This window comes from Gordonia hankookensis (assembly GCF_014673215.1).
GTDB lineage: Bacteria > Actinomycetota > Actinomycetes > Mycobacteriales > Mycobacteriaceae > Gordonia > Gordonia hankookensis.
The window spans coordinates 249,594-272,663 of record NZ_JACWMS010000004.1 but is presented as its reverse complement, the minus strand read 5'-3'; the positions used below and the strand labels follow the sequence as shown (position 1 = coordinate 272,663).

Annotated in this window: 23 protein-coding genes; 2 read left to right on the top strand and 21 right to left on the bottom strand. The window is 67.8% G+C overall.

The genetic code is table 11. The annotated features are described in order from the left end of the window. The 6 genes from IDF66_RS19420 to IDF66_RS19395 form a co-directional block, all read right to left on the bottom strand. A complete protein-coding gene (locus IDF66_RS19420; protein WP_190268239.1) occupies positions 1-522 on the bottom strand; it encodes a dihydrofolate reductase in 522 nt (173 codons plus the stop codon). After that, the gene (locus IDF66_RS19415) at positions 522-1,361 is read right to left on the bottom strand and encodes a thymidylate synthase (RefSeq protein ID WP_190268238.1); all 840 of its coding nucleotides are present in this window, start codon (positions 1,359-1,361) and stop codon (positions 522-524) included. Before IDF66_RS19415 ends, IDF66_RS19420 begins: the two co-directional genes overlap by 1 nt. Before the next feature lie 103 nt (positions 1,362-1,464). Continuing rightward, positions 1,465-1,917 (bottom strand): flavodoxin family protein, encoded by a 453-nt coding sequence (locus IDF66_RS19410; protein WP_317628773.1) that lies wholly within the window; start codon positions 1,915-1,917, stop codon positions 1,465-1,467. Then, positions 1,914-2,393 carry a hypothetical protein gene (locus tag IDF66_RS19405; protein ID WP_190268237.1) on the bottom strand — a complete coding sequence of 160 codons (480 nt, stop codon included), beginning with the start codon at positions 2,391-2,393 and terminating at the stop codon, positions 1,914-1,916. Before IDF66_RS19405 ends, IDF66_RS19410 begins: the two co-directional genes overlap by 4 nt. Positions 2,394-2,398: 5 nt before the next feature. Then, positions 2,399-3,151, bottom strand: coding sequence for a 4-hydroxy-tetrahydrodipicolinate reductase (gene dapB / locus IDF66_RS19400; RefSeq protein WP_190268236.1), 753 nt, complete (start codon positions 3,149-3,151; stop codon positions 2,399-2,401). A 55-nt stretch (positions 3,152-3,206) separates the two neighbouring features. Then, positions 3,207-3,695, bottom strand: a complete 489-nt coding sequence (locus tag IDF66_RS19395) for an Lrp/AsnC family transcriptional regulator (protein ID WP_164308303.1) — start codon at positions 3,693-3,695, stop codon at positions 3,207-3,209. Positions 3,696-3,834: 139 nt separating this feature from the next. Between IDF66_RS19395 and ald the strand changes: the two genes are divergently transcribed. Continuing rightward, positions 3,835-4,941: an alanine dehydrogenase gene (ald, locus tag IDF66_RS19390; RefSeq protein WP_190268235.1), complete on the top strand. Its 1,107-nt coding sequence runs from the start codon at positions 3,835-3,837 to the stop codon at positions 4,939-4,941. Positions 4,942-4,967: 26 nt separating this feature from the next. On the opposite strand, the gene IDF66_RS19385 is transcribed toward ald, so the two are convergent. The 5 genes from IDF66_RS19385 to IDF66_RS19365 form a co-directional block, all read right to left on the bottom strand. Next, on the bottom strand, positions 4,968-5,735 hold the full coding sequence (locus tag IDF66_RS19385; RefSeq protein WP_190268234.1) for an NRDE family protein: 768 nt from the start codon (positions 5,733-5,735) through the stop codon (positions 4,968-4,970). 10 nt (positions 5,736-5,745) lie between these two features. Further along, positions 5,746-7,230, bottom strand: a complete 1,485-nt coding sequence (locus IDF66_RS19380; RefSeq protein WP_317628772.1) for a putative nucleotidyltransferase substrate binding domain-containing protein — start codon at positions 7,228-7,230, stop codon at positions 5,746-5,748. A gap of 111 nt (positions 7,231-7,341) precedes the next feature. Further along, positions 7,342-9,612, bottom strand: coding sequence for a polyribonucleotide nucleotidyltransferase (locus tag IDF66_RS19375; protein ID WP_190268233.1), 2,271 nt, complete (start codon positions 9,610-9,612; stop codon positions 7,342-7,344). A gap of 407 nt (positions 9,613-10,019) precedes the next feature. Then, a complete protein-coding gene (gene rpsO / locus IDF66_RS19370) occupies positions 10,020-10,289 on the bottom strand; it encodes a 30S ribosomal protein S15 (protein ID WP_164308299.1) in 270 nt (89 codons plus the stop codon). Positions 10,290-10,448: 159 nt separating this feature from the next. Continuing rightward, entirely contained in the window at positions 10,449-11,417 is a 969-nt protein-coding gene (locus IDF66_RS19365) for a bifunctional riboflavin kinase/FAD synthetase (RefSeq protein WP_164308298.1), read from the bottom strand. A 161-nt stretch (positions 11,418-11,578) separates the two neighbouring features. Here IDF66_RS19365 and IDF66_RS19360 point away from each other — a divergent pair, with 161 nt between their 5' ends. Continuing rightward, a complete protein-coding gene (locus IDF66_RS19360; protein WP_190268232.1) occupies positions 11,579-12,334 on the top strand; it encodes a metal-dependent transcriptional regulator in 756 nt (251 codons plus the stop codon). A gap of 17 nt (positions 12,335-12,351) precedes the next feature. Here the strand turns inward: IDF66_RS19360 and truB are convergent, their stop codons facing one another. The 10 genes from truB to nusA form a co-directional block, all read right to left on the bottom strand. Then, a complete protein-coding gene (gene truB / locus IDF66_RS19355; RefSeq protein WP_190268231.1) occupies positions 12,352-13,254 on the bottom strand; it encodes a tRNA pseudouridine(55) synthase TruB in 903 nt (300 codons plus the stop codon). Position 13,255: 1 nt separating this feature from the next. Beyond that, the gene (locus IDF66_RS19350) at positions 13,256-13,912 is read right to left on the bottom strand and encodes a 4'-phosphopantetheinyl transferase family protein (protein ID WP_190268230.1); all 657 of its coding nucleotides are present in this window, start codon (positions 13,910-13,912) and stop codon (positions 13,256-13,258) included. Then, positions 13,909-14,898, bottom strand: coding sequence for a metallophosphoesterase family protein (locus tag IDF66_RS19345; RefSeq protein WP_190268229.1), 990 nt, complete (start codon positions 14,896-14,898; stop codon positions 13,909-13,911). The genes IDF66_RS19350 and IDF66_RS19345 overlap by 4 nt, the downstream gene beginning before the upstream one ends. Before the next feature lie 64 nt (positions 14,899-14,962). Next, positions 14,963-15,718, bottom strand: a complete 756-nt coding sequence (locus IDF66_RS19340; protein ID WP_190268228.1) for an esterase/lipase family protein — start codon at positions 15,716-15,718, stop codon at positions 14,963-14,965. A gap of 67 nt (positions 15,719-15,785) precedes the next feature. Beyond that, the gene (locus tag IDF66_RS19335; protein WP_223309910.1) at positions 15,786-17,144 is read right to left on the bottom strand and encodes an MATE family efflux transporter; all 1,359 of its coding nucleotides are present in this window, start codon (positions 17,142-17,144) and stop codon (positions 15,786-15,788) included. After that, entirely contained in the window at positions 17,141-18,097 is a 957-nt protein-coding gene (locus IDF66_RS23880) for a DHH family phosphoesterase (protein ID WP_317628770.1), read from the bottom strand. The genes IDF66_RS19335 and IDF66_RS23880 overlap by 4 nt, the downstream gene beginning before the upstream one ends. After that, complete coding sequence (gene rbfA, locus IDF66_RS19330; RefSeq protein WP_190268227.1) at positions 18,094-18,567, bottom strand: 30S ribosome-binding factor RbfA; 474 nt, start codon at positions 18,565-18,567, stop codon at positions 18,094-18,096. Before rbfA ends, IDF66_RS23880 begins: the two co-directional genes overlap by 4 nt. Positions 18,568-18,661: 94 nt before the next feature. Then, the gene (infB, locus tag IDF66_RS19325) at positions 18,662-21,487 is read right to left on the bottom strand and encodes a translation initiation factor IF-2 (RefSeq protein ID WP_190268226.1); all 2,826 of its coding nucleotides are present in this window, start codon (positions 21,485-21,487) and stop codon (positions 18,662-18,664) included. Between the two features lie 102 nt (positions 21,488-21,589). Further along, positions 21,590-21,949, bottom strand: a complete 360-nt coding sequence (locus tag IDF66_RS19320; protein ID WP_164306803.1) for a YlxR family protein — start codon at positions 21,947-21,949, stop codon at positions 21,590-21,592. 44 nt (positions 21,950-21,993) lie between these two features. Further along, the gene (gene nusA / locus IDF66_RS19315; RefSeq protein WP_164306802.1) at positions 21,994-23,031 is read right to left on the bottom strand and encodes a transcription termination factor NusA; all 1,038 of its coding nucleotides are present in this window, start codon (positions 23,029-23,031) and stop codon (positions 21,994-21,996) included. Positions 23,032-23,070 lie beyond the last annotated feature (39 nt).

Sequence of the window (23,070 nt, the reverse complement as noted above, 5' to 3'; positions counted from 1 at the left end):
CTACGCCTCCGACCCCGACCGCACACTCGTGTGCCGGAGATAGTCGACGAATCGGTAGTGAACGCCGGTCGACGACGGCTGCCAGTCACCGGCGCCCTGCGCCTCCCACCTGTACGGGTCCACCTCGGGCGCAAAGGCATCGGCGCCGTCGACCAGCATGTCGATCTCGGTGATGCGCAGATGCGTTGCCACATCCATCGACGCCTCGTAGATCTGTCCGCCACCGATCACCGTCACCGGCCCGTCGACCAGCCCGATGGCATCGTCGATCGTGTGGACGATCTCGGCCCCCTCGGCCGACCACGTGGCCGACCGCGTGATCACGATGTTGCGCCTGCCGGGCAACGGGCGGACACGGTCGGGCAGTGAATCCCAGGTCTTGCGCCCCATCACCACCGCGTCGCTACCGGTCAACTCACGGAACCGACGCATGTCCTCGGGCACCCGCCACGGGATGGTGTTGTCACGACCGATCGCACCGACCCGATCCTGGGCCCACAGCAGGGTGACCGTGGTCGCCATCAGATCGCCACCGGCGCCTTGATCCCCGGATGCGACTCGTACCCCACCACCGCGATGTCGTCGAACTCGTAATCGAAGATCGAATCACGTTTGCGCAGTTCGAGTTTCGGATAAGCGAACGGATCGCGCGACAACTGCTTGCGCACCTGGTCCAGGTGGTTGTCGTAGATGTGGCAATCACCGCCGGTCCAGACGAACTCGCCGACCTCCAGGTCGGCCTGTTGCGCCATCATGTGCGTGAGCAGAGCGTAGGAAGCGATGTTGAAGGGCACGCCCAGAAAGAGGTCGGCACTGCGCTGGTAGAGCTGGCACGAGAGTTTGCCGTCGGCGACGTAGAACTGGAAGAAGGCGTGACACGGCGGCAGCGCCATCTGCGGGATCTCGCCGACGTTCCACGCCGAGACGATGTTGCGACGGGAGTCGGGGTTCGTCCGGAGCAGGTCGAGGGCGGCCGAGATCTGGTCGATGTGTTCACCGGACGGTGTCGGCCAGCTGCGCCATTGCACGCCGTAGACCGGCCCGAGGTCGCCGTCGGCGTCGGCCCACTCGTCCCAGATACTCACCCCACGGTCCTGCAACCACCGGACATTCGAGTCGCCGCGCAGGAACCACAGCAGCTCGTACACGATCGACTTGAGATGCACTTTCTTGGTGGTGACCAGCGGGAAGCCGGCAGCCAGGTCGTAGCGCAGCTGGTGTCCGAACAGGCTGCGCGTGCCGGTTCCGGTGCGATCGGCCTTGGGGGTACCGGTCTCGAGGACGAGCCGGAGCAGGTCCTCGTACGGGGTAGGGATCGTCGCGGCGTCCGACGAGGTCGCTGAGTGGATGGCCGTGCTCACGGTGCCAGTGTAGGACCAGCCGGAACCCTGCTGGTGGACCGGCGCGGTCGGGTGTACGCCGACGCCGTGTGCGGACGTGGTCGCCAACCGGCACGGGAGATCATCAGCCCATCAGCCCGGCCGCGACCGTGGCGCCGAGTTCCCAGCACTTCTCGAGGTCGTCCTTGGACGGCTTGCCGGCGACGGCGACGTACTCGGCCGCCTTGGCCCACCCCAGTCCGGTGGTGATCGAGTCGACCGCTTTCTCCGCACCCTCGGTCCCCTCGTTGCCGTGCAGGTACAGGCCGAACGGCCGCCCCCTCGTCGAGTCGAGGATCTGGTAGTAGGTGCTGTCGAAGGCGTGTTTGAGCGCGCCGCTGATGTACCCGAGGTTCGCCGGGCTGCCGAGCACGTATCCGTCCGCCTCCAGCATGTCGGTGGCGGAGACGGCGAGCGCGGCACGTCGCACCACGTCCACTCCCTCGATATCCGGATCCGACGCGCCGGAGATCACCGCCTCGAACATCGCCTGGCAATACGGCGACGGGGTGTGATGGACGATCAGCAGTGTGCTCACGTCTCCTCGCCTTTGAACTGCGCGACGGCCCGTTTCATCATCTGACGGGCCCGCCCCCGATCACCGGCGTAGTCATAGGCACGCGCGATCCGGTAGGTGTTGCGCCAATCCGATGGTTCCGCCTCCCACTCCGCCTTGACCTGGGCGAACAACTCGTCCGCCGCGTCTCGCTCGATGCGTCCGGACGCCCTGCGCGGCAACGAGGAGACGTCGAGCTCACGCCCCTCCTCGGCCATGATCCGGGCCAGTCGCTGGTGCTCGATGCCGGCACGCAGCGTCGCGTAGATGAGCCATGCACCGATGAACGGCAGGATCAGCACGCCGATGCCCACGCCGATCCCGGCGACGGTCCCCGACGAGATGAGGTCGATCCCGCGCTCCCCGAGGATGACGAAATACACGATCATCGCCACCACGAGGAACCCGATCATCCAGACGATCGGGCGGGCGTCGCGCTGTTTCGGTTCGGCGGCCATCGCGCTCAGAGGTCCATCAACTCTTCCAGGCCCACCGTGAGGCCCGGTCGTCCGCCGATCTCGCGGACGCCGAGGAGGACTCCGGGCGCGAACGACGTGCGGTCGAGCGAGTCGTGGCGGATCGTGAGCGTCTCCCCCTCCGTCCCGAGGATCACCTCCTGGTGGGCGACGAGACCCGCCAGGCGGACCGAGTGCACGTGGACGCCGTCGACCTCGGCGCCTCGCGCACCGTCGAGCTCATCGGTCGTCGCGTCCGGACTCTGCCCCACCCCGGCGTCCGCCCGTGCCTGCGCGATGAGCGCCGCAGTGCGGTAGGCGGTTCCCGACGGCGCGTCCGCCTTGTGCGGATGGTGCAGCTCGATGACCTCGACCGAGTCGTAGAACCGCGCGGCCTGCGCGGCGAAACGCATCGACAACACGGCCCCGATGGCGAAGTTCGGCGCGATCAGGACACCGACGCCCGGGCTGTCGGCGAGCCAGGACCGGACCTGGTCGAGTCGCTCGTCGGTGAAGCCCGTGGTGCCGACCACGGCATGGATTCCGTTGCGGATCAAGAACTCCAGGTTGTCCATGACGACGCCGGGATGGGTGAAGTCCACGACGACAGACGTATCGGACTCGGTGAACTTCTCGAGCGGGTCGCCCTTGTCCACCCCGACCGTGTAGGTCAGGTCATCGGCGGCCTCCACCGCGGCGACGATGGCCTGGCCGACCTTGCCCGCGCTGCCGAGCACACCGACCCGGATATCACCTGACATCGAGAAGTCCCTTCGTTTCGCGACATACCGATCCGATTCTATTGCGCGTCGTCGTTCAGAAGATCGGCGCACCACCCCGGCGATGCTCGAAGACGAGCGAGGTCGTCGTCCCCGACACCTCCCGACGCGAGTTGAGCATCTCGACGAACTGTCGGAGTGCTTCGGTGTCGGCGGTGGCGACGTGCAGCATGTAGTCGTCGGCGCCGGCGAGGAAGAAGACGTCGATCACCGCGTCCTGGCGGGCGATCTCGCCGACGAAATGGCGGATCTCGCCCCGGGCCTCCGACTGCAGGCTCACCGCCACCATGGCCCGGAGCGGGCGGCCGACGGCCGCCGGGTCCACCTCGGCGAAGAATCCTCGGATCACGCCCAGGTCGGTCAGTCGCCGCACGCGTCCATGGCAGGTGGACGGGGCAATCCCGGCCCGCGCCGCGAGCTCGCTGTTCGGCATCCGCGCATCTGTCTGCAGGAGACGCAGCAGTGTGCGATCGGTGTCGTCGAGAGCGCGGTCCGCGCCCCGAACATCCTTCGGCTGGACTGTCATGTCGCTCCTGACTTTCGTCGAATCTTCGCCCTCGTGACTAATTTGAGAATTATCTACACATATATTGTGCCACTTCCGTAGTTCCTTCACCCTGAGGTCAACACATACGCACCGCCAACCATTCGCAAGGAGAACCGTCATGCGCGTCGGCATCCCCACCGAGATCAAGAACAACGAATACCGCGTCGCGATCACCCCCGCGGGAGTCGCCGAACTCCACCACCGCGGTCACGACGTGGTGATCCAGGCCGGCGCAGGCGAGGGGTCGGCCATCCACGACAACGATTTCAAAGAGGCCGGCGCGCAGATCCTCTCCACCGCGGAGCAGGTCTGGGAGCAGTCCGATCTCCTGCTGAAGGTCAAGGAGCCGATCGCGGCCGAATACCCGCTGCTACGGGAGGGACAGACCCTCTTCACCTACCTGCACCTCGCCGCGAGCCTGCCGTGCACCAAGGCATTGCTCGATTCGAGGACCACCTCCATCGCCTACGAGACCGTCCGCGGGGTCGACGGCTCCCTCCCGCTGCTCGCGCCGATGAGTGAGGTGGCCGGACGACTGGCACCGCAGGTCGGCGCGTACCACCTCATGCGTTCCGAGGGCGGCCGCGGCGTGCTGATGGGCGGCGTCCCCGGTACCGAACCGGCGAATGTCGTCGTGATCGGCGGCGGTGTCAGCGGCGTCAACGCGGCCACGATCGCCGTCGGCATGGGCGCACAGGTGACCGTGTTCGATGTCGACATCACCAAACTCCGCGCCGTCGACGCCCGGTTCGCCGGCCGTGTCCACACCCGCTACAGCACGGGCCTGGCGCTGTCCGAAGCCGTCCGGGATGCCGATCTCGTGATCGGCGCGGTCCTCGTCCCCGGCGCAAAGGCCCCGGTCCTGGTGCCGAACAGCCTTGTGGCACAGATGAAGCCGGGCGCAGTCCTGGTCGACATCGCGATCGATCAGGGCGGATGCTTCGAGGACTCTCGTCCCACCACCCACGACGACCCGACGTTCACCGTCCACGACACGGTCTTCTATTGCGTCGCCAACATGCCCGGCACCGTCGCGCGGACATCGACGTCGGCGTTGACCGGCGCGACCCTCCCCTACGTCCTGCGGCTGGCCGACAAGGGATGGGAGCAGTCCTGCCGGGACGACACGGCGCTGGCCGCGGGACTGAGCACCCACGGTGGCGCGCTGTTCACCCCGGAGGTCGGTGCGGCCCTTGACATCCCGGTTGCCGCCGCGCCGTTCTGAACCCACCTCGAATCCATCGATCGCCGTCAGAAGCGGATGGCGCTGGTGCCTCGACGACGACCGCGGTAGGAGAAGCGGCGTTCGGTGATGTCACCGCGCCCGTCCCGGCCGATCCGCAGGACGGTCGAGGCTCGCGTTCCGTAGCCACGCATGTCGACGAAGATCGGCGACAGATCGGCCTCGAGTTCATCCGCGACCCCGGTGTCGGGCAGCCGCTCGACGCCGGGACGGCGACGGTCGGCGAGCAGGTCCAGGTAGGGCTCGACGCTCGCCGTCCCGCCGGGGCCCGACAGCAATTCCGCCATCGTGGTGCGTCCGTCGGTGACCTTCGGCCAATCGCTGTCGAGCGCACCATTGGAGAGACCGTGCACGCCGCCATCGACACGTTCGGCACGCGGCTCCGGCCAGTTGGTGGTCCACCACAGTTCGTGCTCGTCGCCCACGAGCAGATTCACCGGGAGATACTCGTGTCCCTCCCGGCGCAGCCGCTGTGCGAACGCGCCGGGGCCATCCGCGCCCACCAGGAATTGCACCGGTAACACACCCCGCGAGCGTGGGCCCGGCTCGCCCGGCCTGCCCACGCGCACGTTGGTCACCATCGCGACGCGCGACGGATTCGCGGCGTCGAGACCCATCCAGGTCCCGCCCGCGACCCGATCGCGTCCCCCGATGATCGGCAGGTCGGGCCAGCGCGACAGCGGCGACGTCTCCCGGCGGTGGTACTCATCCCGGTTCGCCGCGACCACGAGTCGTTGATCCGGGTCGGCGTTCCAGGCGAACAGAATGAGACACAAGGCTTTTCACCTACGACTGATCGGTGATCGGCATGTAATGGGTCAGGTTGACCATCCGGCGCTGGACACCCGCGATCTCTCGAACTGCCTGGGCGACCAGACTGCGGTCGAGCGGCGAGAGCCGCTTCATGGTGAGCAGGTCGCTCACCGGCTCACCCCGGTCGAACTGCGCCACCTGATAGGTGAGCCGGACCCGTTGCAGCACATCGAAGACCTCGACCAGGGCGGTCGCATGATCCTCCGGCAACATCGGACTGCCTGCCGCGGCCCGTAGTCGCGATCGCGTGTTCAGCTCGGTGCTCTCGACGCTCAGTGCTGCCCATCGAGCGATGTTGATCAGCGGTGTGAGGGCGTGGGCCTTGATGTCGAAGGTGTCGCCGCGCCGGGCCAGCATGTCGCGCATCGAGCGCAATCTCGCCTTGTAGGACAAGGCTTCCGCCAGCAGGAGGCCCATCGTGCCCGGATGGGAACGCAGGTCGGTGAAGACCTCCCCGACCGCCGACAACCCCTCGTCGCCCCAGATCGGACGCCCGTCGAGCAGCAGTGACGTGAAGATCATCCCCTTGTTCTCCAACGGCGCCTCGATCCAGCCCCGTGCGGCCGCGCGCCACTGCGCGTGTGTCCGGGCGAACAGCGGCTTCGAGGCGATCGCACCGTTCTCGTCGACCGCCATCCCTGCCCCTCGGAGAATCTCGTCGACCTCGGCAAACGCGGACCGGTAGGCGACGATCCCGTCGTCGCGTACCCGGTCGTCAAGTGACACGGCGGAATCCATGTCGGAGGTCAACACCGGCTCGCGGCGAGCGTTGCTGCCCAGTGAGAGCCAGGTCACCGCATCGGAGTCCAGGTCCGGATGTCGCATGAGCACGAGTTCCAGAGCACGTCGGACGACAGCGTCGTGAATCAGTGACGCCACCGCGGTGATCTCGTGGACGGGCTGTCCACGGCGCAGCAGGTCGGCGAGCAGATACGGCACGCGCCGCGCCCGCGCCTGCAGGTCGTCGATCGTCGCGGCACGCGACACCTGCCCGCGCAGCGACATTCCCGGGCCCGACGGTGCCGCGATGAAGTCCGCCGCCGCCACCACACCGATGACGTCGCCGGTCGGATCGACGACCGGGATCACCGTCAGCTCCCGGTCGAGCAGTTCGGTCAGCGCGTCGACGGCGGCGGTGTCCCGGTGCACACCATGCACCGGGACGGTGACCAGATCGCCGACGGGAGTGTCGATGCCGCGCCCGGTCGCCACCACCCGGGACCGGATGTCGGCGTCGGTGAGCAGCCCATACTCCTGATTTCCCAACGGGATCAGCACATAGTCCTGGCGACGGTCGGTCATCAACGCGGCCGCCTCCCGCACGGTCATCGCCGGCGACCCGACAACGGGTTCGGTCACCAGCAGATCGTCGACGGTTCCGCGTTCGGGTACGCCGTGATCTCGTCGGCGCGCGACGGTGAGCTTCTCGGGGGGAATCCTGCCCTCGGTGTCCGACACGGGTCCTCGTCCTCCGATCGTCACGGGCCGTCGCCGTCAGCCTATCCACGACGGACGCACACGGCCCGTCACCCACGAGCGGGTGACGGGCCGTGCGCGATCCAGAACGATTCAGGCGTTGGCCTCGACGGACTCCGGCGCACTCTCGGCGGCGGCCTCGTCGTCGACCGGCACGAGGCTGATCTTCCCTCGCTCGTCGATGTCGGCGATCTCCACACGGAGCTTGGAGCCGACGTTCACGACGTCCTCGACCTTGTTGATCCGCTTGCCCTTGCCGAGCTTCGAGATGTGCACGAGGCCGTCCCGTCCCGGGAGGAGCGACACGAACGCACCGAAGGCGGTGGTCTTGACCACGGTGCCCAGGAAGCGCTCGCCGACCTTCGGCAGCTGCGGGTTGGCGATCGCGTTGACCCGATCGATCGCGGCCTGCGCCGACTCACCGTCGGATGCGCCGATGAACACGGTGCCGTCGTCCTCGATGGAGATGTTGGCGCCGGTGTCCTCGGTGATGCCGTTGATCGTCTTGCCCTTGGGGCCGATCAGTTCACCGATCTTGTCCATCGGGATCTTGATGGTGGTGATCCGCGGTGCGTACGGGCTCATCTCGTCCGGCTCGTCGATGGCCTCGGCCATCACGTCGAGGATCGTCAGCCGGGCGTCCTTGGCCTGGCCGAGCGCACCCGCGAGCACCTTCGACGGGATGCCGTCGAGCTTGGTGTCGAGCTGCAGTGCCGTGACGAAGTCCTTCGTGCCGGCGACCTTGAAGTCCATGTCGCCGAACGCATCTTCGGCACCGAGGATGTCGGTGAGCGCCACGTAGCGGGTCTCGCCGTCGACGGTGTCGGAGACGAGTCCCATGGCGATACCCGCAACCGGGGCCTTCAGCGGCACACCGGCGTTGAGCAGCGACATGGTCGACGCACAGACCGAACCCATCGAGGTGGAACCGTTGGAGCCCAACGCTTCCGAGACCTGGCGAATGGCGTACGGGAACTCCTCGACGCTCGGCAGCACCGGCATCAGGGCGCGCTCGGCGAGCGCTCCGTGGCCGATCTCGCGTCGCTTCGGCGAGCCGACACGTCCGGTCTCACCGGTCGAATACGGCGGGAAGTTGTAGTGATGCATGTAGCGCTTGGACGTCTCCGGCCCGAGCGAGTCGATCTGCTGCGCCATCTTGACCATGTCGAGGGTGGTGACCCCCAGGATCTGGGTCTCACCACGCTCGAACAGTGCGCTGCCGTGCGCGCGCGGGATGACCGCGACCTCAGCCGACAACGATCGGATGTCGGTGATGCCACGTCCGTCGATACGGAAATGATCGGTCAGGATCCGCTGGCGCACGAGCTTCTTGGTGAGCGAGCGGTAGGCACCGCCGATCTCCTTCTCGCGGCCCTCGAATTGCGCGCCGAGCTGGGCGAGGACGTCTGCCTTGAGCTCGTCGGTCTTGTCGTCGCGCTCCTGCTTGCCTGCGATGGTCAGGATCTCGCCGAGGCGGTCGCCCGCGGCCGATGCGACGGCGTCGTAGACGTCGTTCTCGTACGGCGGGAACAGCGGGAACTCGCCGGTCGCCTTCGCGGCGGCGGCGGCGAGCGACTTCTGTGCCTCGCACAGACGAGCGATGAACGGCTTCGCGGCCTCGAGGCCCTCGGCGACGATCGCCTCGGTGGGCGCCTGCGCGCCGCCGGCGATGATCTCGAGAACGTTGTCGGTCGCCTCGGCCTCGACCATCATGATCGCGACGTCGGCCGAGTCACCCTCGCCGGACACGATTCGGCCGGCGACGACCATGTTGAAAACGGCACCTTCGAGCTGCTCAACGGTCGGGAAGGCGACCCACTGGCCGGCCTTGTTCTCCTCGGTCGGGATCAGCGCGACGCGCACACCGCCGACCGGTCCCGAGAACGGAAGTCCGGCGAGCTGGGTGGATGCCGAGGCCGCGTTGATCGCGACGACGTCGTAGAGATCCTTCGGATCGAGAGACATCACCGTCACGACGACCTGGATCTCGTTACGCAGACCGTCGACGAAGGTCGGGCGCAGCGGACGGTCGATCAGGCGGCAGGTGAGGATCGCATCGGTCGACGGGCGACCTTCACGACGGAAGAACGAGCCGGGGATGCGGCCCGCGGCATACATGCGCTCCTCGACGTCCACGGTCAGCGGGAAGAAGTCGAAATGCTCCTTCGGCTGCTTGGAAGCCGTCGTCGTCGACAGCAGCATGTTCTCGTCGTCGAGGTAGGCGGTGACCGAGCCGGCGGCCTGCAGCGCGAGGCGGCCGGTCTCGAATCGGATGGTGCGGGTGCCGAAACTGCCGTTGTCGATCACGGCGGTGGCTTCGGTGATGGCGTCGTCGTAATCGACGTCGGTGTTCACATCGGTCATGTGGATGTAGAAATCCCTTCGTGTCAGCCACCGCGCTTCGGCGGCTGCGGTTGTGGATGCGGGTCGACTCGTCTCCGTGCACACCACGGTGTGCGACGACTGCGAGTGCAGGAAGTCGACCCGGAACGGGGCCGTGAGAGAAGTGCCGGTCGTGCGGGGGCGCGATCGCGAGATGCGCGCCGCGTTGTATGGCAGACGGCCTTCGATCGAAGCGGCCGGAACCGGTCGAACTGGGTTCCGGCGGCCACTACCGAGGACCGATCTGCTCGTTCGTCACGTCCAGCAGGACTTTCACGGCAACGATCAGTGCTCAGCCTATCATTGAGGGCTGAACAGCATAAACGACTCGGCCGTCCCCGTGTGAGACGGAGACGGCCGAGGCGATGGTATTCGAGTGATCCGGTCGCTCAGCGACGCAGACCCAGGCGCTCGATCAGCGAGCGGTAACGGTTGATGTCGACCTTCGCGACGTACTTGAGCAGACGACGACGGCGACCCACGAGAAGCAGCAGACCACGACGGCTGTGGTGATCGTGCTTGTGCTCCTTGAGGTGCTCGGTCAGGTCGGTGATGCGCTTGGTCAGCATGGCGACCTGCGCCTCGGGCGAACCGGTGTCGGTCTCGTGCAGCCCGTACTCGGCGAGGATTTCCTTCTTCTGGGTGGCAGTCAATGCCATGGAGATACTCCTGGATTCTCAGTCCCGCGCTCGTCTGGAGGCCGGCGGCACCTACCCAGATGCCGACGGATGGCGCGCCACCGCGGACCGCAGCAACGCCAGCGGATCAATTTACCAGCGCAGACCCTGTCGACCCAAATCGTCGCGGCACCGCTCGCGTCACCGTTCGGACTGGGCGAGCAGCTTGCGCGTCTCGTCGACGTCGCCGGCGATCGCGGTGATCAACTCGTCGACGTCGGGATAGTTGACCATGCCACGCAGCCGGCCGACGAAGTCCACGGCGACGTGCTGACCGTAGAGGTCGGCGCTCGTGTCGAGCACAAATGCCTCGACCGTACGGGTCCGTCCCGAGAACGTCGGGTTGGTCCCCACCGAGACCGCGGCCTGATAGCGCTCGCCCGGCACGACCTGCCCCACCACCGGCCCGACGCCGAGCACGGTGAACCAGGCGGCGTACACGCCATCGGCCGGGATGGCCGCGTACATCGGCGGTGCCACATTGGCGGTCGGGAACCCGAGTTCGCGGCCGCGGCCGTCGCCGCGGACCACCACACCCTCCACCCGGTGCGGCCGCCCCAGCGCTTCGGCGGCCAGCTCCACGTCACCCGAGGCCACACAGGAACGGATGTAGGTCGACGAGAAGGTCACCGCGTGTTCACCGAACAACGAGATGCCCTGCACCTCGAACCCGAACTTCTGTCCGAGTTCGGTCAACTTCTCGACGTCGCCCGCCGCCTTCTTGCCGAAGGTGAAGTTGTCGCCGACCACCACATCGGCGGCATGAAGGGTCTCGACGAGGATGTCGTGGGCGAAGTCCTTGGGTGATCGTGACGCGAGTTCGGGCGTGAACGGCATCACGCAGAACACGTCGATGCCCAGCTGTTCGGCGAGTTCCGCCCGGCGCGTCAGCGTGGTGAGCTGTGGCGGATGCGATCCCGGGCGGACCACCTCGGCCGGATGGGGATCGAAGGTCATCAGCACGGCGGGTACGCCGCGCTCGGCGGCAGCGGCGGTCGCGGCGTGGATCAGCTGGGCATGCCCACGGTGGACGCCGTCGAACACACCGATGGTGACCACACACCGACCCCAGTCCGCGGGGATGTCCTCGAGACCTCGCCAACGCAACACGCGCACAAGCCTACGGCCCACCCGGCCCGCAAACCACTTCCGGTCGCTGGTGTTGAACAGCGAGTTTCCCAGGGTCCGACGAACGTTGAACGGACCCCCAACCCGGACAACACACCGGGACCTGTCTCGCTCTCGGCGAAGGCACGTCCTAAGCTCGAAGAATGCCCCAGTCCCCCACGGCCCGATCCGGCAGACCGCCGTCCGGCGAGTCCGACGGTGGCGCCGCAGTCCCCACTCCGGAACGACCGGTCACGGAACTGTCCACGGTCACCCAGGACTATCTGAAGGTCATCTGGACCATCCAGGAGTGGGCAGAGGTCAAGGTGACCACCAAGATGCTGGCCGAACGCCTTGGCGTCTCGGCATCGACGGCGTCCGAAGCGATCCGCAAACTCGCCGACCAGGGCCTGGTCTCCCACGAGCGCTACGGCGCGGTGACGCTCACCGAAGAGGGGCAGACCGCGGCGATCCTGATGGTTCGCAGACACCGGTTGCTGGAGACGTTCCTGGTACGCGAGCTCGGTTACGGCTGGGACGAGGTCCACGACGAGGCCGAGGTCCTCGAACACGCGGTGTCCGATCGTCTGATGTCGCGGCTGGATGCCAAGCTCGGTCACCCGAACCGGGACCCGCACGGCGATCCGATCCCGGCGATCGACGGATCGGTGCCCAGCCCGGACGTGAAACTCCTGTCCGAACTCGACGTCGACGAATCCGGGACGGTGGCAAGGATTTCCGACACCGATCCGGACATGCTCCGCTACTTCGACGAGGTCGGGGTGGCGTTGGACTGTGAGGTGACAGTGATCGAGAAGCGTCCGTTCGCGGGCACCATCTCGATCTCGGTGGACGGTAACGACCACATCGACCTCGGCGACGTCGCCGCCCAGGCGATCTTCCTTCTGCCGCAGTCGTGAGCCGCTGACCTCACCACTCAGCGCAGGGTTGCGGGCCGGACGACCATCACCGAACTGGCCCGCCGCCCCTTCTCCTGGACGAGTGCGATGGCCTGGCCGGACGGGTCGATGACCACGTAGATCTCCTTGCGCCCGACCGGGTCCAGCCACCGTCCCTGGCTGATCGACTCCGCTTCGTCGTCGCTGATGTCGCGATGCGGGAACGACAGTTTCGCCGCCTCGTCGATGGTCAGCGACAACCGAGGCCCCTCTGTGAGGGTGGCGAGCGTTCGCGCGTGTTCGAGCGTGAACGGCCCGACCGCGGTGCGCCGCAACGCCGTCAGGTGTCCCCCGACACCGAGCGCACCTCCCAGATCCCGGGCCAGGGAGCGGATGTAGGTACCGGCCGAACACTCGACCTCGACGTCGAGATCGACAAAACCGTCGTCGGTACGCCGGGTCTCGAGGAGCCCGAAGCGCGACACCGTCACCGGCCGGGCGGCGAGGTCGAACTCGGTGCCGGTCCGGACCAGGCTGTGCGCCCGCCGACCGTCGACCTTGATCGCGCTGACCTTGGCCGGGATCTGCTCGATGTCGCCGGTCAACTCGGCCACCCCGACCGCGATCTGGGCATCGGTCACGTGCCCGGCATCCGCGCGGGAGATGATCTCGCCCTCACGGTCGTCGGTGTCGGTGCCGGCACCCAAGCGGATCGTCGCGGTGTACGCCTTGGTGGTCAGGGACAGGAGCCCCAACAACTTGGTGGCGCGTTCGACTCCGATCACCAGGACCCCGGTCGCCATCGGGTCGAGCGTGCCCGCATGTCCGACTCGCCTGGTGTCGAACAGCTTCCGGCATCGGGACACGACATCGTGGCTCGTCATGCCCGCGTCCTTGTCGACGATGACCAGCCCGGCGTTCTCGATGGATGCGTCGGCCATGTCAGACGAGCGCGATCGACGTGGTGATCAGTCCGCGGTCGACGAGCCAGCGGCCGGACAGTTCTCGCAATGGGGCACCGCCGTCGACGGCCGTGCCGTCGATGAGGATTCGCGAGGTGAAGGTCCCCGCCTGTGGGGCCGTCTGCTCGAACACGATGTGGGCGTCCTCGAACCCGAGCCAACGCTGCGTGATGGGGAACCACGCCTTGTAGGTTGCTTCCTTGGCGCAGAACAGAAGTCGATCCCAATGCACTCCGGACGGCCGGCCGGCCAGGACGTCACGCTCGTCGGCGATGCTCGTGTGCTCGAGCACGCCGTCGGGAAGCTGTTCGTGCGGCTCGGCGTCGATGCCGAGCGAGCGTACCTGCAACGAGTAGGCGACCACCGCGGCGCGATAGCCGTCGCAGTGCGTGAGACTTCCGACCACGCGTTCGGGCCACAGCGGCATCCCGCGCTCGCCCCGCATGATGGGCGTCGGCCCGATTCCGAGCTCGGACATGGCCTGTCGGGCGCAGTGTCGTGCGGTGGTGAACTCGCGGCGACGCTTCTCGACGGCTCGTTCGATGAGAGTGCGCTCGGCCGGCATGGGTTCGATTCCGGGCGGGTCCTCGAAGGCCTCTGCCGACGCCACACCGCTGGGCACCAGCTGTTCGATCAACGGGGCTCCTCGCGATCACTTCGGCCGCCCGAGCGCGCCGCCCGTCGTTCCCTGCGCTCCTGGATTCGCCGGGCGAACTCCTGCGCGCGCTCCTCGTAGTCCGGCGGCAGCTCGAACCGGGCGCCATGTCCCGGCAGATCGGCCTCGGTGAGTCCCGGGTCGGGGATGATGGCCCGCAGCAACGGCTCCGGTAGCCCGCGACGCTTCCACTCCCGCGGATATCCGACCGACACCTCCTCGAAGCGCACGCCGTCGTACCAGGTGGTCCGTGGGATGTGGAGGTGGCCGTACACGCAGCAGGCGGCGTGATAGCGGGTGTGCCAGTCCGCGGTCAGCTCGCTGCCGCACCACAACGCGAACTCCGGGTACATCAGCGCATCGGTGGGTTCCCGCCGCAACGGCCAGTGATTGATCAGCACCGTCGGCTCGGAGGGATCGATGGCCTCGAGTCGGCCTCGGGTCACCTCCACGCGTGCCCGCCCCCACGCATCCCGGGTCGGATATGGCTCGGGCGACAGCAGGAACTCGTCGGTGGCGACCACGTTGCGTTCGCGGGCGAGCGCGAGTGCGGCGAGAGTCGTCGTCGTGCCCTCGGGACGGAACGTGTAGTCATACAGCAGGAACATCGGCACCACCCGCACCGGCTGCGCGCCGTTGCCGGGGTCGAACAGCGGATAGATGTCCTCGGGGGTGACCACGCCGATATCGCGGCACGCCTGGACCAGATAGTCGTAGCGCGCCACTCCGAATATCTGCAGCGGGTCCTTGGCGGTCGTGTAGAGCTCGTGGTTGCCCGGCACCCACACCACCGTGTGGAACCGGGTACGCAGCCGCCGCAGGGTGTCGATGATGTCGTCGGTGCGCTCGGCCACGTCGCCCGCGACGATCAGCCAGTCGTCGCTGCTCTGCGGCCGCAGCTGGTCGACGATGTGCTCGTTGCCCCGCTGTGCGACATGGAGATCACTGATTGCCCACAACGTCGCCATGCCCACCAGCCTAACGATGTGCGGTGGCTCACCTCCGAGCGGCCGCACCCACGACCGCGGCGACTCAGCGGTAGCCCGGCGCCCCGGGCAGGGCCGACTTCTGGTAGTTCAGGACGCCGTCCGGCTCGGTGACGAACCGACCGCGGCACTGCCCGTTGATCGCGGCGACGGTGACGTCCCAGAACTTCGGGTCGAGCGGCTCGAAGGTGTGCTCGAGACCGAGCTTCGGCAGCGACTCGTTCGCCGGGATGGGGGTGACCTGGCACTGCCCGCCGTCGAGATGACCGTCGACCCACTCGCGCGCACTGCGCACCCCGTAGTACTCGGTCGTGCCCGGCGTGTCGTCGCCCTTGTTCAGCGACGTCATGAACGGGGTACCCGGGCAGACCTCGGGCGCCGCCTGCTGACCACAGGCCCCGGGCGAGCCGTATTGGGGCGAGCCGGCCGCCACGTAGGTCGCGACCTTGGCGTGCCCGCCCATCTCCTTCAGGTAGTACCGCGCACTCACGCCGCCGATGCTGTGGCCCACCAGCGCGATTCGATCTCTGGGATGATCGCGATGGATTCGGTCGACCGCGGCGCCGATCTTCTTCGCATCGGTCTTCATGTCGAATCCGGGCAGGTCGAGCACCGTGGTCGGATACCCGCGCGAGGTCAGATTGTCGGCCATCGGCACGAACGGCACCGCGCCGACGTACTGGCCCGGGATGATCAGCACTCGCGTCGTCGGGGGCGCGGCCTCGGCCGCGGGCGCGGCGACGACGGTGAGGATCATGGCGAGGACGCCGGTGGCGAGGACGACGAGAGATCGGAACGACATCAGGTAAGGATAACCGAACTCGGTGGCATCTCCCCCTGTGCCGACCCGAACCGTCCGACCGGATGACTCAGGTGTCCACCCCGGTACGGTGCCAGCGACCGGACCGGACGCGCACGACCACCGCGGCAAGTCGCAGCAGCATGAAGACCACCAACCCGGTCCAGATCCCCGCGAGTCCCCAGTCGAAGGCGAGCGACATCCAGATCAGCGGTAGGAATCCGACCAGGGCAGCGACAAGTGTTGCGGTACGCAGGAAACCGGCGTCACCGCTGCCGAGGAGGACTCCGTCGAGCGCGAACACGATGCCCGCGATCGGCAGCATCGCGACAAAGAACCACCACGGCACGGCGATCGCATCGAGGATCTCCGGGTCGGAGGTAAACAGACGGGGGATCAGCCCGGCGCCGAGTGCGAACACACCGGCCATCAGACCCGCGGCGAGCAGCGACACCACGGTCACGCGACGGGCAACGCCGACAGCGGATCCCACCGCGCCCGCGCCGAGCGCGGCGCCCACCAGCGCCTGCGCGGCGATCGCCAGGGAGTCGAGGAACAGGGACATGAACTCCCACAGTTGCAGCACAACCTGATGGGCCGCCACGGCCGACACCCCGAAGCGTGCCGCGACGGCGGCCGCGGACAGGAAGCACACCTGGAACGAGAGGCTCCGCAGGACGAGATCGCGCGCCATCGCGAGCTGCGCGCGCATCACCGACCACTGGGGCGCAAGGCTCGTCACCGCCGACCGGCGTGCGTCCCGGACGACGCGCACCGCGAACAGCAGCCCGGTGATGCCCTGCCCGATCAGATTCGCGACCGCACTGCCCGGCAGTCCCAGGCGTGGGAACGGACCGATGCCATGTGTGAGTCCGACGACGAGGACCGCGGCGACTGCCAGGCCCGCGATCACATAGATCACGGGCCGACGGGTGTCCTGGACACCGCGCATCCACCCGTTGCCTGCCATCGACAACAGGATCAGCGGAACACCGAACATCGCGATCCGCAGCCATCCCGTCGCGTCGATGACCACCTGCTCGGCCTCCGGAGAACCTCCGCCGACGAGCACGCGGAGCACCACCGGGGCCAGCGGGTACATGACGGCGACCAGGACTGCGCCGACCGAGACCGCAATCCAGCTCGCCTGTACGCCCTCGAACACCGCACCCGCGCGGTCACCGGCACCGAAGCGTCGCGCCGACCGTGCAGTGGTGCCGTACGAGAGGAAGGTGAGCTGGGTGCTGATCACCGAGAGCACGAGTGTCGCGACCCCGAGAGCGGCGAGCTGATGGCCCCCGAGGCGACCCACCACCGCCAGGTCGAGCAACAGGTAGACGGGGGGCGCGATGAGCACCGCGAGCGCAGAGACCGTCAGGACCGCAATCCGACGCCCGCTCGCAGTTCCTGCGGCGCTCACTGAACTCAGAGCGACTCCAGCAGATGCGCGACGACCTCGTCGGCGGTTCCTGCATCGCTGTATCCGGATGCGTGACGATGTCCGCCACCGCCGTGGGCAGCCGCGATCGGCACCAGGTCGACGCGGCGTTTGGAGCGCAGGGACACCGTCCAGGTGGCCGGGCCGGTCTCCTTGAACACCGCGGCCACCTCGGCCTCGTTCGCTGTCCGGACGATGTCGACGACGCTCTCCGACTCCTCCCAGCTCATGCCCGAGAGGACGTCGTGGCCGACGATCGCGTAGACAAGTCCCTCACCCTGACAGGCCTCCGGTACCAGCCGGGCACCGCCGAGCACCGAGGCGACCATCTCGAACCACCGGAACGGATGGCTGTCGAGCAGGTTGCGGCTCCAGGTCCGCGCGTCGACTCCGGCGTCGAGCAGGCGGGCCGCGATCCGGAACGATTCGGGACGCGCCCAGCGGAAGGAACCGGTATCGGTCACGAGGCCCGCATAGAGACACGTCGCGATATCGTCGTCGATCTCCACACCCAGGTCGTCGAGCACCGACAACACCAGCACGGCCGTACAGTCCGCGGCCGCGTCGATGAGGTCGAGGTCACCGAATCCCGCGTTGGACGCATGGTGATCGATGGTCATCGACCGCTCGGCGGCGGTGAACACCGCGGCCAGCGAATCCAGGCGGCCCAGACTGGCCGCGTCCACCGAGACCACCACCGGATGTCCGACCACTTCCTGCGCCCCGACCAGCAGGGTGCTGCCGGGCAAACCGGCCAGTGTCGTCGGCAGCGCGACCGTGTCCGGGAAGGCGACCTCCACGTCGACGCCCTGTCGGTCGAGCGCCAATCCGAGTGCCAGCCCACTGCCGATGGTGTCCGCATCGGGACGGACGTGGCAGAGGATGGTCACCGCCGGGACGTCGGTCAACTCTCGGGCGACCGCCGCACTCGTCGAGGCAGTCACTCGACGGAGCCGTCCTTGGCCGTGCCGTCCTCGATGTCGTCCTCACGAGCGCGGTAGGGATCGACATCGCCTGCCGGAGTTGCCTCCTGCGCCCGCCGCGCCACCATCTCGTCATTGGCACGGGCCCGGGCGACGAGCTCCTCCATGTGGCGGGCGGAGTCGGGAACCGTGTCGAGCACGAACGTGAGCGTCGGTGTGAACCGCACGCCGGTGCCTGCGCCGACCTTGGAGCGCAGGATGCCGGTGGCCTTGGCCAGCCCGGCCGCCGCTGCCTCGTAGTCGGGTTCGGCGTCGATCGACTCCCCCATCACGGTGTAGAAGAGCGTCGCATCATGCAGATCGTTGGTGACACGAGCGTCGGTGATCGTCACGTAGGCGAGCCGCGGATCCTTGATCTCGGTGCCGATCGCCGAGGCGACGATCGACGAGATGCGCTTTGCCATGCGGGCAGCCCTCGCCGTATCAACCATCTTCGATCCTTTCCATCGGGGAAAACCACTCCCCTTCCCGTCCACACTCGACGGCGCGGACGGGAAGGGGAGTTCGGCGGACGGCGCGCGGACCTCAGTCGCGCGGCTTCTCCTGCAGTTCGTAGCTCTCGATCACGTCGTCGACCTTGATGTCGCTGTAGGTGAGCGTGAGACCACACTCGTACCCGTCGCGGACCTCGGTGACATCGTCCTTCTCGCGCTTGAGCGACGCGATGGTGAGGTTCTCGGCAACCACGACGTTGTCACGCAGCAGCCGTGCCTTCGCGTTGCGACGGACGATCCCCGACTGGACCAGACAGCCGGCGATGTTGCCGACCTTCGACGACTTGAAGATCGCGCGGATCTCGGCGCGGCCGAGCTCCACCTCTTCGTAGACCGGCTTGAGCATGCCCTTGAGCGCACTCTCGATCTCGTCGATGGCCTGGTAGATCACCGAGTAGTACCGGATGTCGACGCCCTCGCGGTTGGCCAGCTCGGTGGCCTTGCCCTCCGCACGGACGTTGAAGCCGATGATGATCGCATCCGACGCCGCAGCCAGGTTGACGTTGGTCTCGGTGACGCCACCGACACCACGGTCGATGACACGCAACGACACCTCGTCGCCCATGTCGATCCCCAGCAACGCCTCCTCGAGCGCCTCGACGGTACCCGAGTTGTCGCCCTTGAGGATCAGGTTGAGCTGGCTGGTCTCCTTGAGCGCGGAGTCCAGGTCTTCCAGGCTGATCCGCTTGCGACTGCGCGCAGCCAGCGCGTTGCGCTTACGCGCATTGCGCCGGTCGGCGATCTGACGAGCGGTGCGGTCCTCTTCGACGACGAGCAGGTTGTCTCCCGCGCCTGGCACCGACGTGAAGCCGATGACCTGCACCGGACGAGACGGCAGCGCCTCGGCGACGTCCTCACCGTGCTCGTCGACCATGCGACGGACACGTCCGTAGGCGTCGCCTGCGACGATCGAGTCGCCGACCTTGAGCGTTCCGCGCTGAACCAGCACGGTCGCCACCGGACCGCGGCCGCGGTCGAGGTGTGCCTCGATCGCGACACCCTGGGCGTCCATGTCCGGGTTCGCACGCAGATCGAGCGAGGCGTCCGCGGTCAGCAGCACGGCTTCGAGCAGTGCGTCGATGTTCTCGCCCTGCTTCGCCGAGATGTCGACGAACATGGTCTCGCCGCCGTACTCCTCCGGGATCAGCCCGTATTCGGTGAGCTGTCCGCGGATCTTCTGCGGATCGGCGCCTTCCTTGTCGATCTTGTTGACCGCCACCACGATCGGCACGTCAGCAGCCTGCGCGTGGTTGACCGCCTCGACCGTCTGCGGCATCACGCCGTCGTCGGCCGCGACCACCAGGATCGCGATGTCGGTGGCCTTCGCGCCGCGGGCACGCATGGCCGTGAAGGCCTCGTGACCCGGGGTGTCGATGAAGGTGACCAGACGGTCGTCACCGTTGAGGTGGGTGTTGACCTGGTACGCACCGATGTGCTGGGTGATGCCACCGGCCTCCGCCTCGCGGACGTTGGCCTTGCGGATCGTGTCCAGCAGACGGGTCTTGCCGTGATCGACGTGACCCATGACGGTGACCACGGGCGGGCGCTGCTCGAGGTCCTCGTCGCTGCCCTCGTCCTCGCCGTAGGTGAGGTCGAAGCTCTCCAGGAGCTCGCGATCCTCGTCCTCCGGGCTGACGACCTGGACGCTGTAGTTCATCTCGGAACCGAGCAGCTCGAGCGTCTCGTCGTTCACCGACTCGGTCGCCGTGACCATCTCGCCGAGGTTGAACAGCGCCTGGACCAGCGATGCCGGGTTCGCGTCGATCTTGTCGGCGAAGTCCGACAGCGATGCACCGCGCGCCAGCCGGATGGTCTCGCCGTTGCCACGTGGCAACCGCACACCGCCGACGGCGGGCGCCTGCATCGAGTCATATTCCTGGCGCTTCTGACGCTTCGACTTGCGTCCCCTGCGCGGCGCACCACCGGGGCGACCGAACGCACCTGCGGCACCGCCGCGGCCACGTCCGCCACCGCCACCGGGACGACCGCGGAAACCACCGGGAGCTCCACCTGGTGCGCCGCCGGGGGCTCCGCCACCGCCGCCACGGTAGCCTCCGCCACCGCCGCCACGGTTGCCGCCGCCCGGTCCGCCACGACCTGGGCGTCCGGCGTCGGGCCGTGCCGCACGACTGGGCATCGCACCCGGGTTCGGACGCGGGGGCATGCTACCCGGGCTGGGACGGGGACCGCCCTGGCCGGGAGCCGGACGGGGACCGCCTTGACCTGCAGGTCCAGGTCGGCCGGTAGTGCCCGGACGACCGCCACCGGGGCGAGGACCACCCTGTCCGGGACCGGGGCGCGGAGCCTGCGGGCGCGGAGCGGGTGCAGGTGCCGATGAGTACGGGTTGTTGCCGACGCGCGGTGCGCGCGGGCCGGGCTTCGGGCCCGGTCGCGGTGCAGGGCGAGCCGGTGCAGCGGCACCCGAATCCTGTGCCGGCGTCGCGTCGGCCTGGGGAGCCTGCGCGGCCGGAGCCTGCGCGGCCGGTGCCGCGGGCGCCGGGGTCGGTGCAGGCGCCGGGGTCGGCGCGGGGGCCGGCGCCGGAGCGGCGGCCGCAGCGGGCGTCGGGCCGGGTGCAGGCGCTCCCGGCTTGGGACCCGGACGGGCCGGGCCCGGCTTGGCCGCGGCACCGTTCGCACCGGGCTTCGGTGCGCTGCCGGGCTTCGCCGCCGGCCTCCGGGCGTCCTTGGATCCTGAGTTCTGGGGGAATGATTCGCGAAGTCGACGGGCCACCGGGGCCTCGACGGTCGACGACGCTGATTTGACGAACTCGCCCTGTTCCTTCAGTCGCTCGAGCACTTGCTTGCTCGTCACGCCGAGTTCTTTGGCCAGTTCATGCACGCGGGCCTTGCCTGCCACTGCTCTCCTCACTTGGAGGTCGAGCGGGCTACCCGCTGCGACCTCGGTTTACGTTAGAAACGCGCTCATCGTGGGTACTTCACGGTGTGCTCATGTCTTCTGCTACCTGTTCCGGCCGTTGAGGCCATCTACTTCGGTGATCCCACCGATTGCTTCGGCGAGGTCGTCGGGTGCCACGGTCAGACCGGGCGCCCGAAGTGCCGAGGGAAATGCCTTACGTCGCACCGCGGCGGACAGACAGTCCCGTCGCGGGTGCAACCAAGCACCCCGTCCCGGCATGGTCTTCGCGAGATCGACCACCGTCACCGGCGGACCGTCACCCCGACGGGCGACAATCCGGACCAGGGCCGTTGCCTCGGCACGCTGCCGACATCCGACACATGTTCGGACAGGTCCGCGGATGGTGGAACCATCTCGCGCGGCCCCATCCTCGGCTGGTGTCGAGAGAGTTCGCTGCACCATCGATCAGTCTAGCGCGCCCCTACGCATCTCCGGCAACCGGCTGCTCAGTCGGTGTGCGCGACGTCGGAGCCACGACCGTCGACCGCAGGCGGCGCCGGATCCGCATCCGATCGGATGTCGATCCGCCAACCGGTCAGGCGTGCGGCAAGCCGGGCGTTCTGGCCCTCTTTGCCGATGGCCAACGACAGCTGGTAATCGGGCACCACCACCCGGGCCGCCTTGGCCGCGAGGTCGATCACCTCGACCGAGACAACCTTCGCGGGCGACAGGGCATTCCCGACGAACGCCCCGGGATCGGTGTCGTAGTCGATGATGTCGATCTTCTCGCCGGCGAGCTCACTCATCACGTTCCGGACGCGCTGACCCATCGGACCGATGCAGGCACCCTTCGCGTTGAGGCCGCTGACCCCGGTGTGCACGGCGATCTTGGAGCGGTGTCCCGCCTCGCGGGCCACCGCGACGATCTCGACGGATCCGTCCTCGATCTCGGGCACCTCGAGCGAGAACAGCTTGCGGACGAGATTCGGGTGGGTGCGCGAGAGTGTGATCTGCGGACCGCGGGGTCCCCGTGACACCCCGACGACGTAGCACTTGATGCGGTCACCGTGGGTGTAGGTCTCGCCGGGCACCTGCTCGGCGGGCGGGATCACGCCTTCGGCGGTGTTGGCGTCGCTGCCGATGGCCACGACGATCATCCCGCGCGCGTTCGCCCGTGCGTCCTGCTGGACGACACCGCCGACGATCTCGCCCTCGTGGGTGACGAAGTCGCCGAAGTTCTTCTCGTTCTCCGCATCACGCAGTCGTTGCAGGATGACCTGACGGGCCGTGGTGGCCGCGATCCGGCCGAACCCCTCCGGGGTGTCGTCCCACTCGTGCACGACCTCGCCGGTGTCGTCGAGTTCCTGCGCCATCACCCGCACCGCGCCGGTCTTGCGGTTGACGTCGATGCGGGCGTGCGGCGCGAATCCTTCGGTGTGGCGGTAGGCGGTCAACAGCGCGGTCTCGATCGCGGTGATGACCGTATCGATCGAGATACCCTTGTCCGCCTCGATCATGCGGAGCGCGTTGATGTCGATGTTCATGGGGTTGAGCTCCTATTCATTTGTCGCGTCGTATTCATT

Bases quoted from the DNA above. Each gene is read 5' to 3' on its own strand.
- truB (WP_190268231.1), bottom strand. From the start codon at position 13,254: ATGGCCGACGCATCCATCGAGAACGCCGGGCTGGTCATCGTCGACAAG.
- IDF66_RS19345 (WP_190268229.1), bottom strand. From the start codon at position 14,898: ATGGCGACGTTGTGGGCAATCAGTGATCTCCATGTCGCACAGCGGGGC.
- rpsO (WP_164308299.1), bottom strand. From the start codon at position 10,289: ATGGCATTGACTGCCACCCAGAAGAAGGAAATCCTCGCCGAGTACGGG.
- IDF66_RS19340 (WP_190268228.1), bottom strand. From the start codon at position 15,718: ATGTCGTTCCGATCTCTCGTCGTCCTCGCCACCGGCGTCCTCGCCATG.
- IDF66_RS19360 (WP_190268232.1), top strand. From the start codon at position 11,579: ATGCCCCAGTCCCCCACGGCCCGATCCGGCAGACCGCCGTCCGGCGAG.
- dapB (WP_190268236.1), bottom strand. From the start codon at position 3,151: ATGTCAGGTGATATCCGGGTCGGTGTGCTCGGCAGCGCGGGCAAGGTC.
- nusA (WP_164306802.1), bottom strand. From the start codon at position 23,031: ATGAACATCGACATCAACGCGCTCCGCATGATCGAGGCGGACAAGGGT.
- rbfA (WP_190268227.1), bottom strand. From the start codon at position 18,567: ATGGTTGATACGGCGAGGGCTGCCCGCATGGCAAAGCGCATCTCGTCG.
- IDF66_RS19420 (WP_190268239.1), bottom strand. From the start codon at position 522: ATGGCGACCACGGTCACCCTGCTGTGGGCCCAGGATCGGGTCGGTGCG.
- IDF66_RS19375 (WP_190268233.1), bottom strand. From the start codon at position 9,612: ATGACCGATGTGAACACCGACGTCGATTACGACGACGCCATCACCGAA.
- IDF66_RS19395 (WP_164308303.1), bottom strand. From the start codon at position 3,695: ATGACAGTCCAGCCGAAGGATGTTCGGGGCGCGGACCGCGCTCTCGAC.
- IDF66_RS19405 (WP_190268237.1), bottom strand. From the start codon at position 2,393: ATGGCCGCCGAACCGAAACAGCGCGACGCCCGCCCGATCGTCTGGATG.
- IDF66_RS19320 (WP_164306803.1), bottom strand. From the start codon at position 21,949: ATGGTGCAGCGAACTCTCTCGACACCAGCCGAGGATGGGGCCGCGCGA.
- ald (WP_190268235.1), top strand. From the start codon at position 3,835: ATGCGCGTCGGCATCCCCACCGAGATCAAGAACAACGAATACCGCGTC.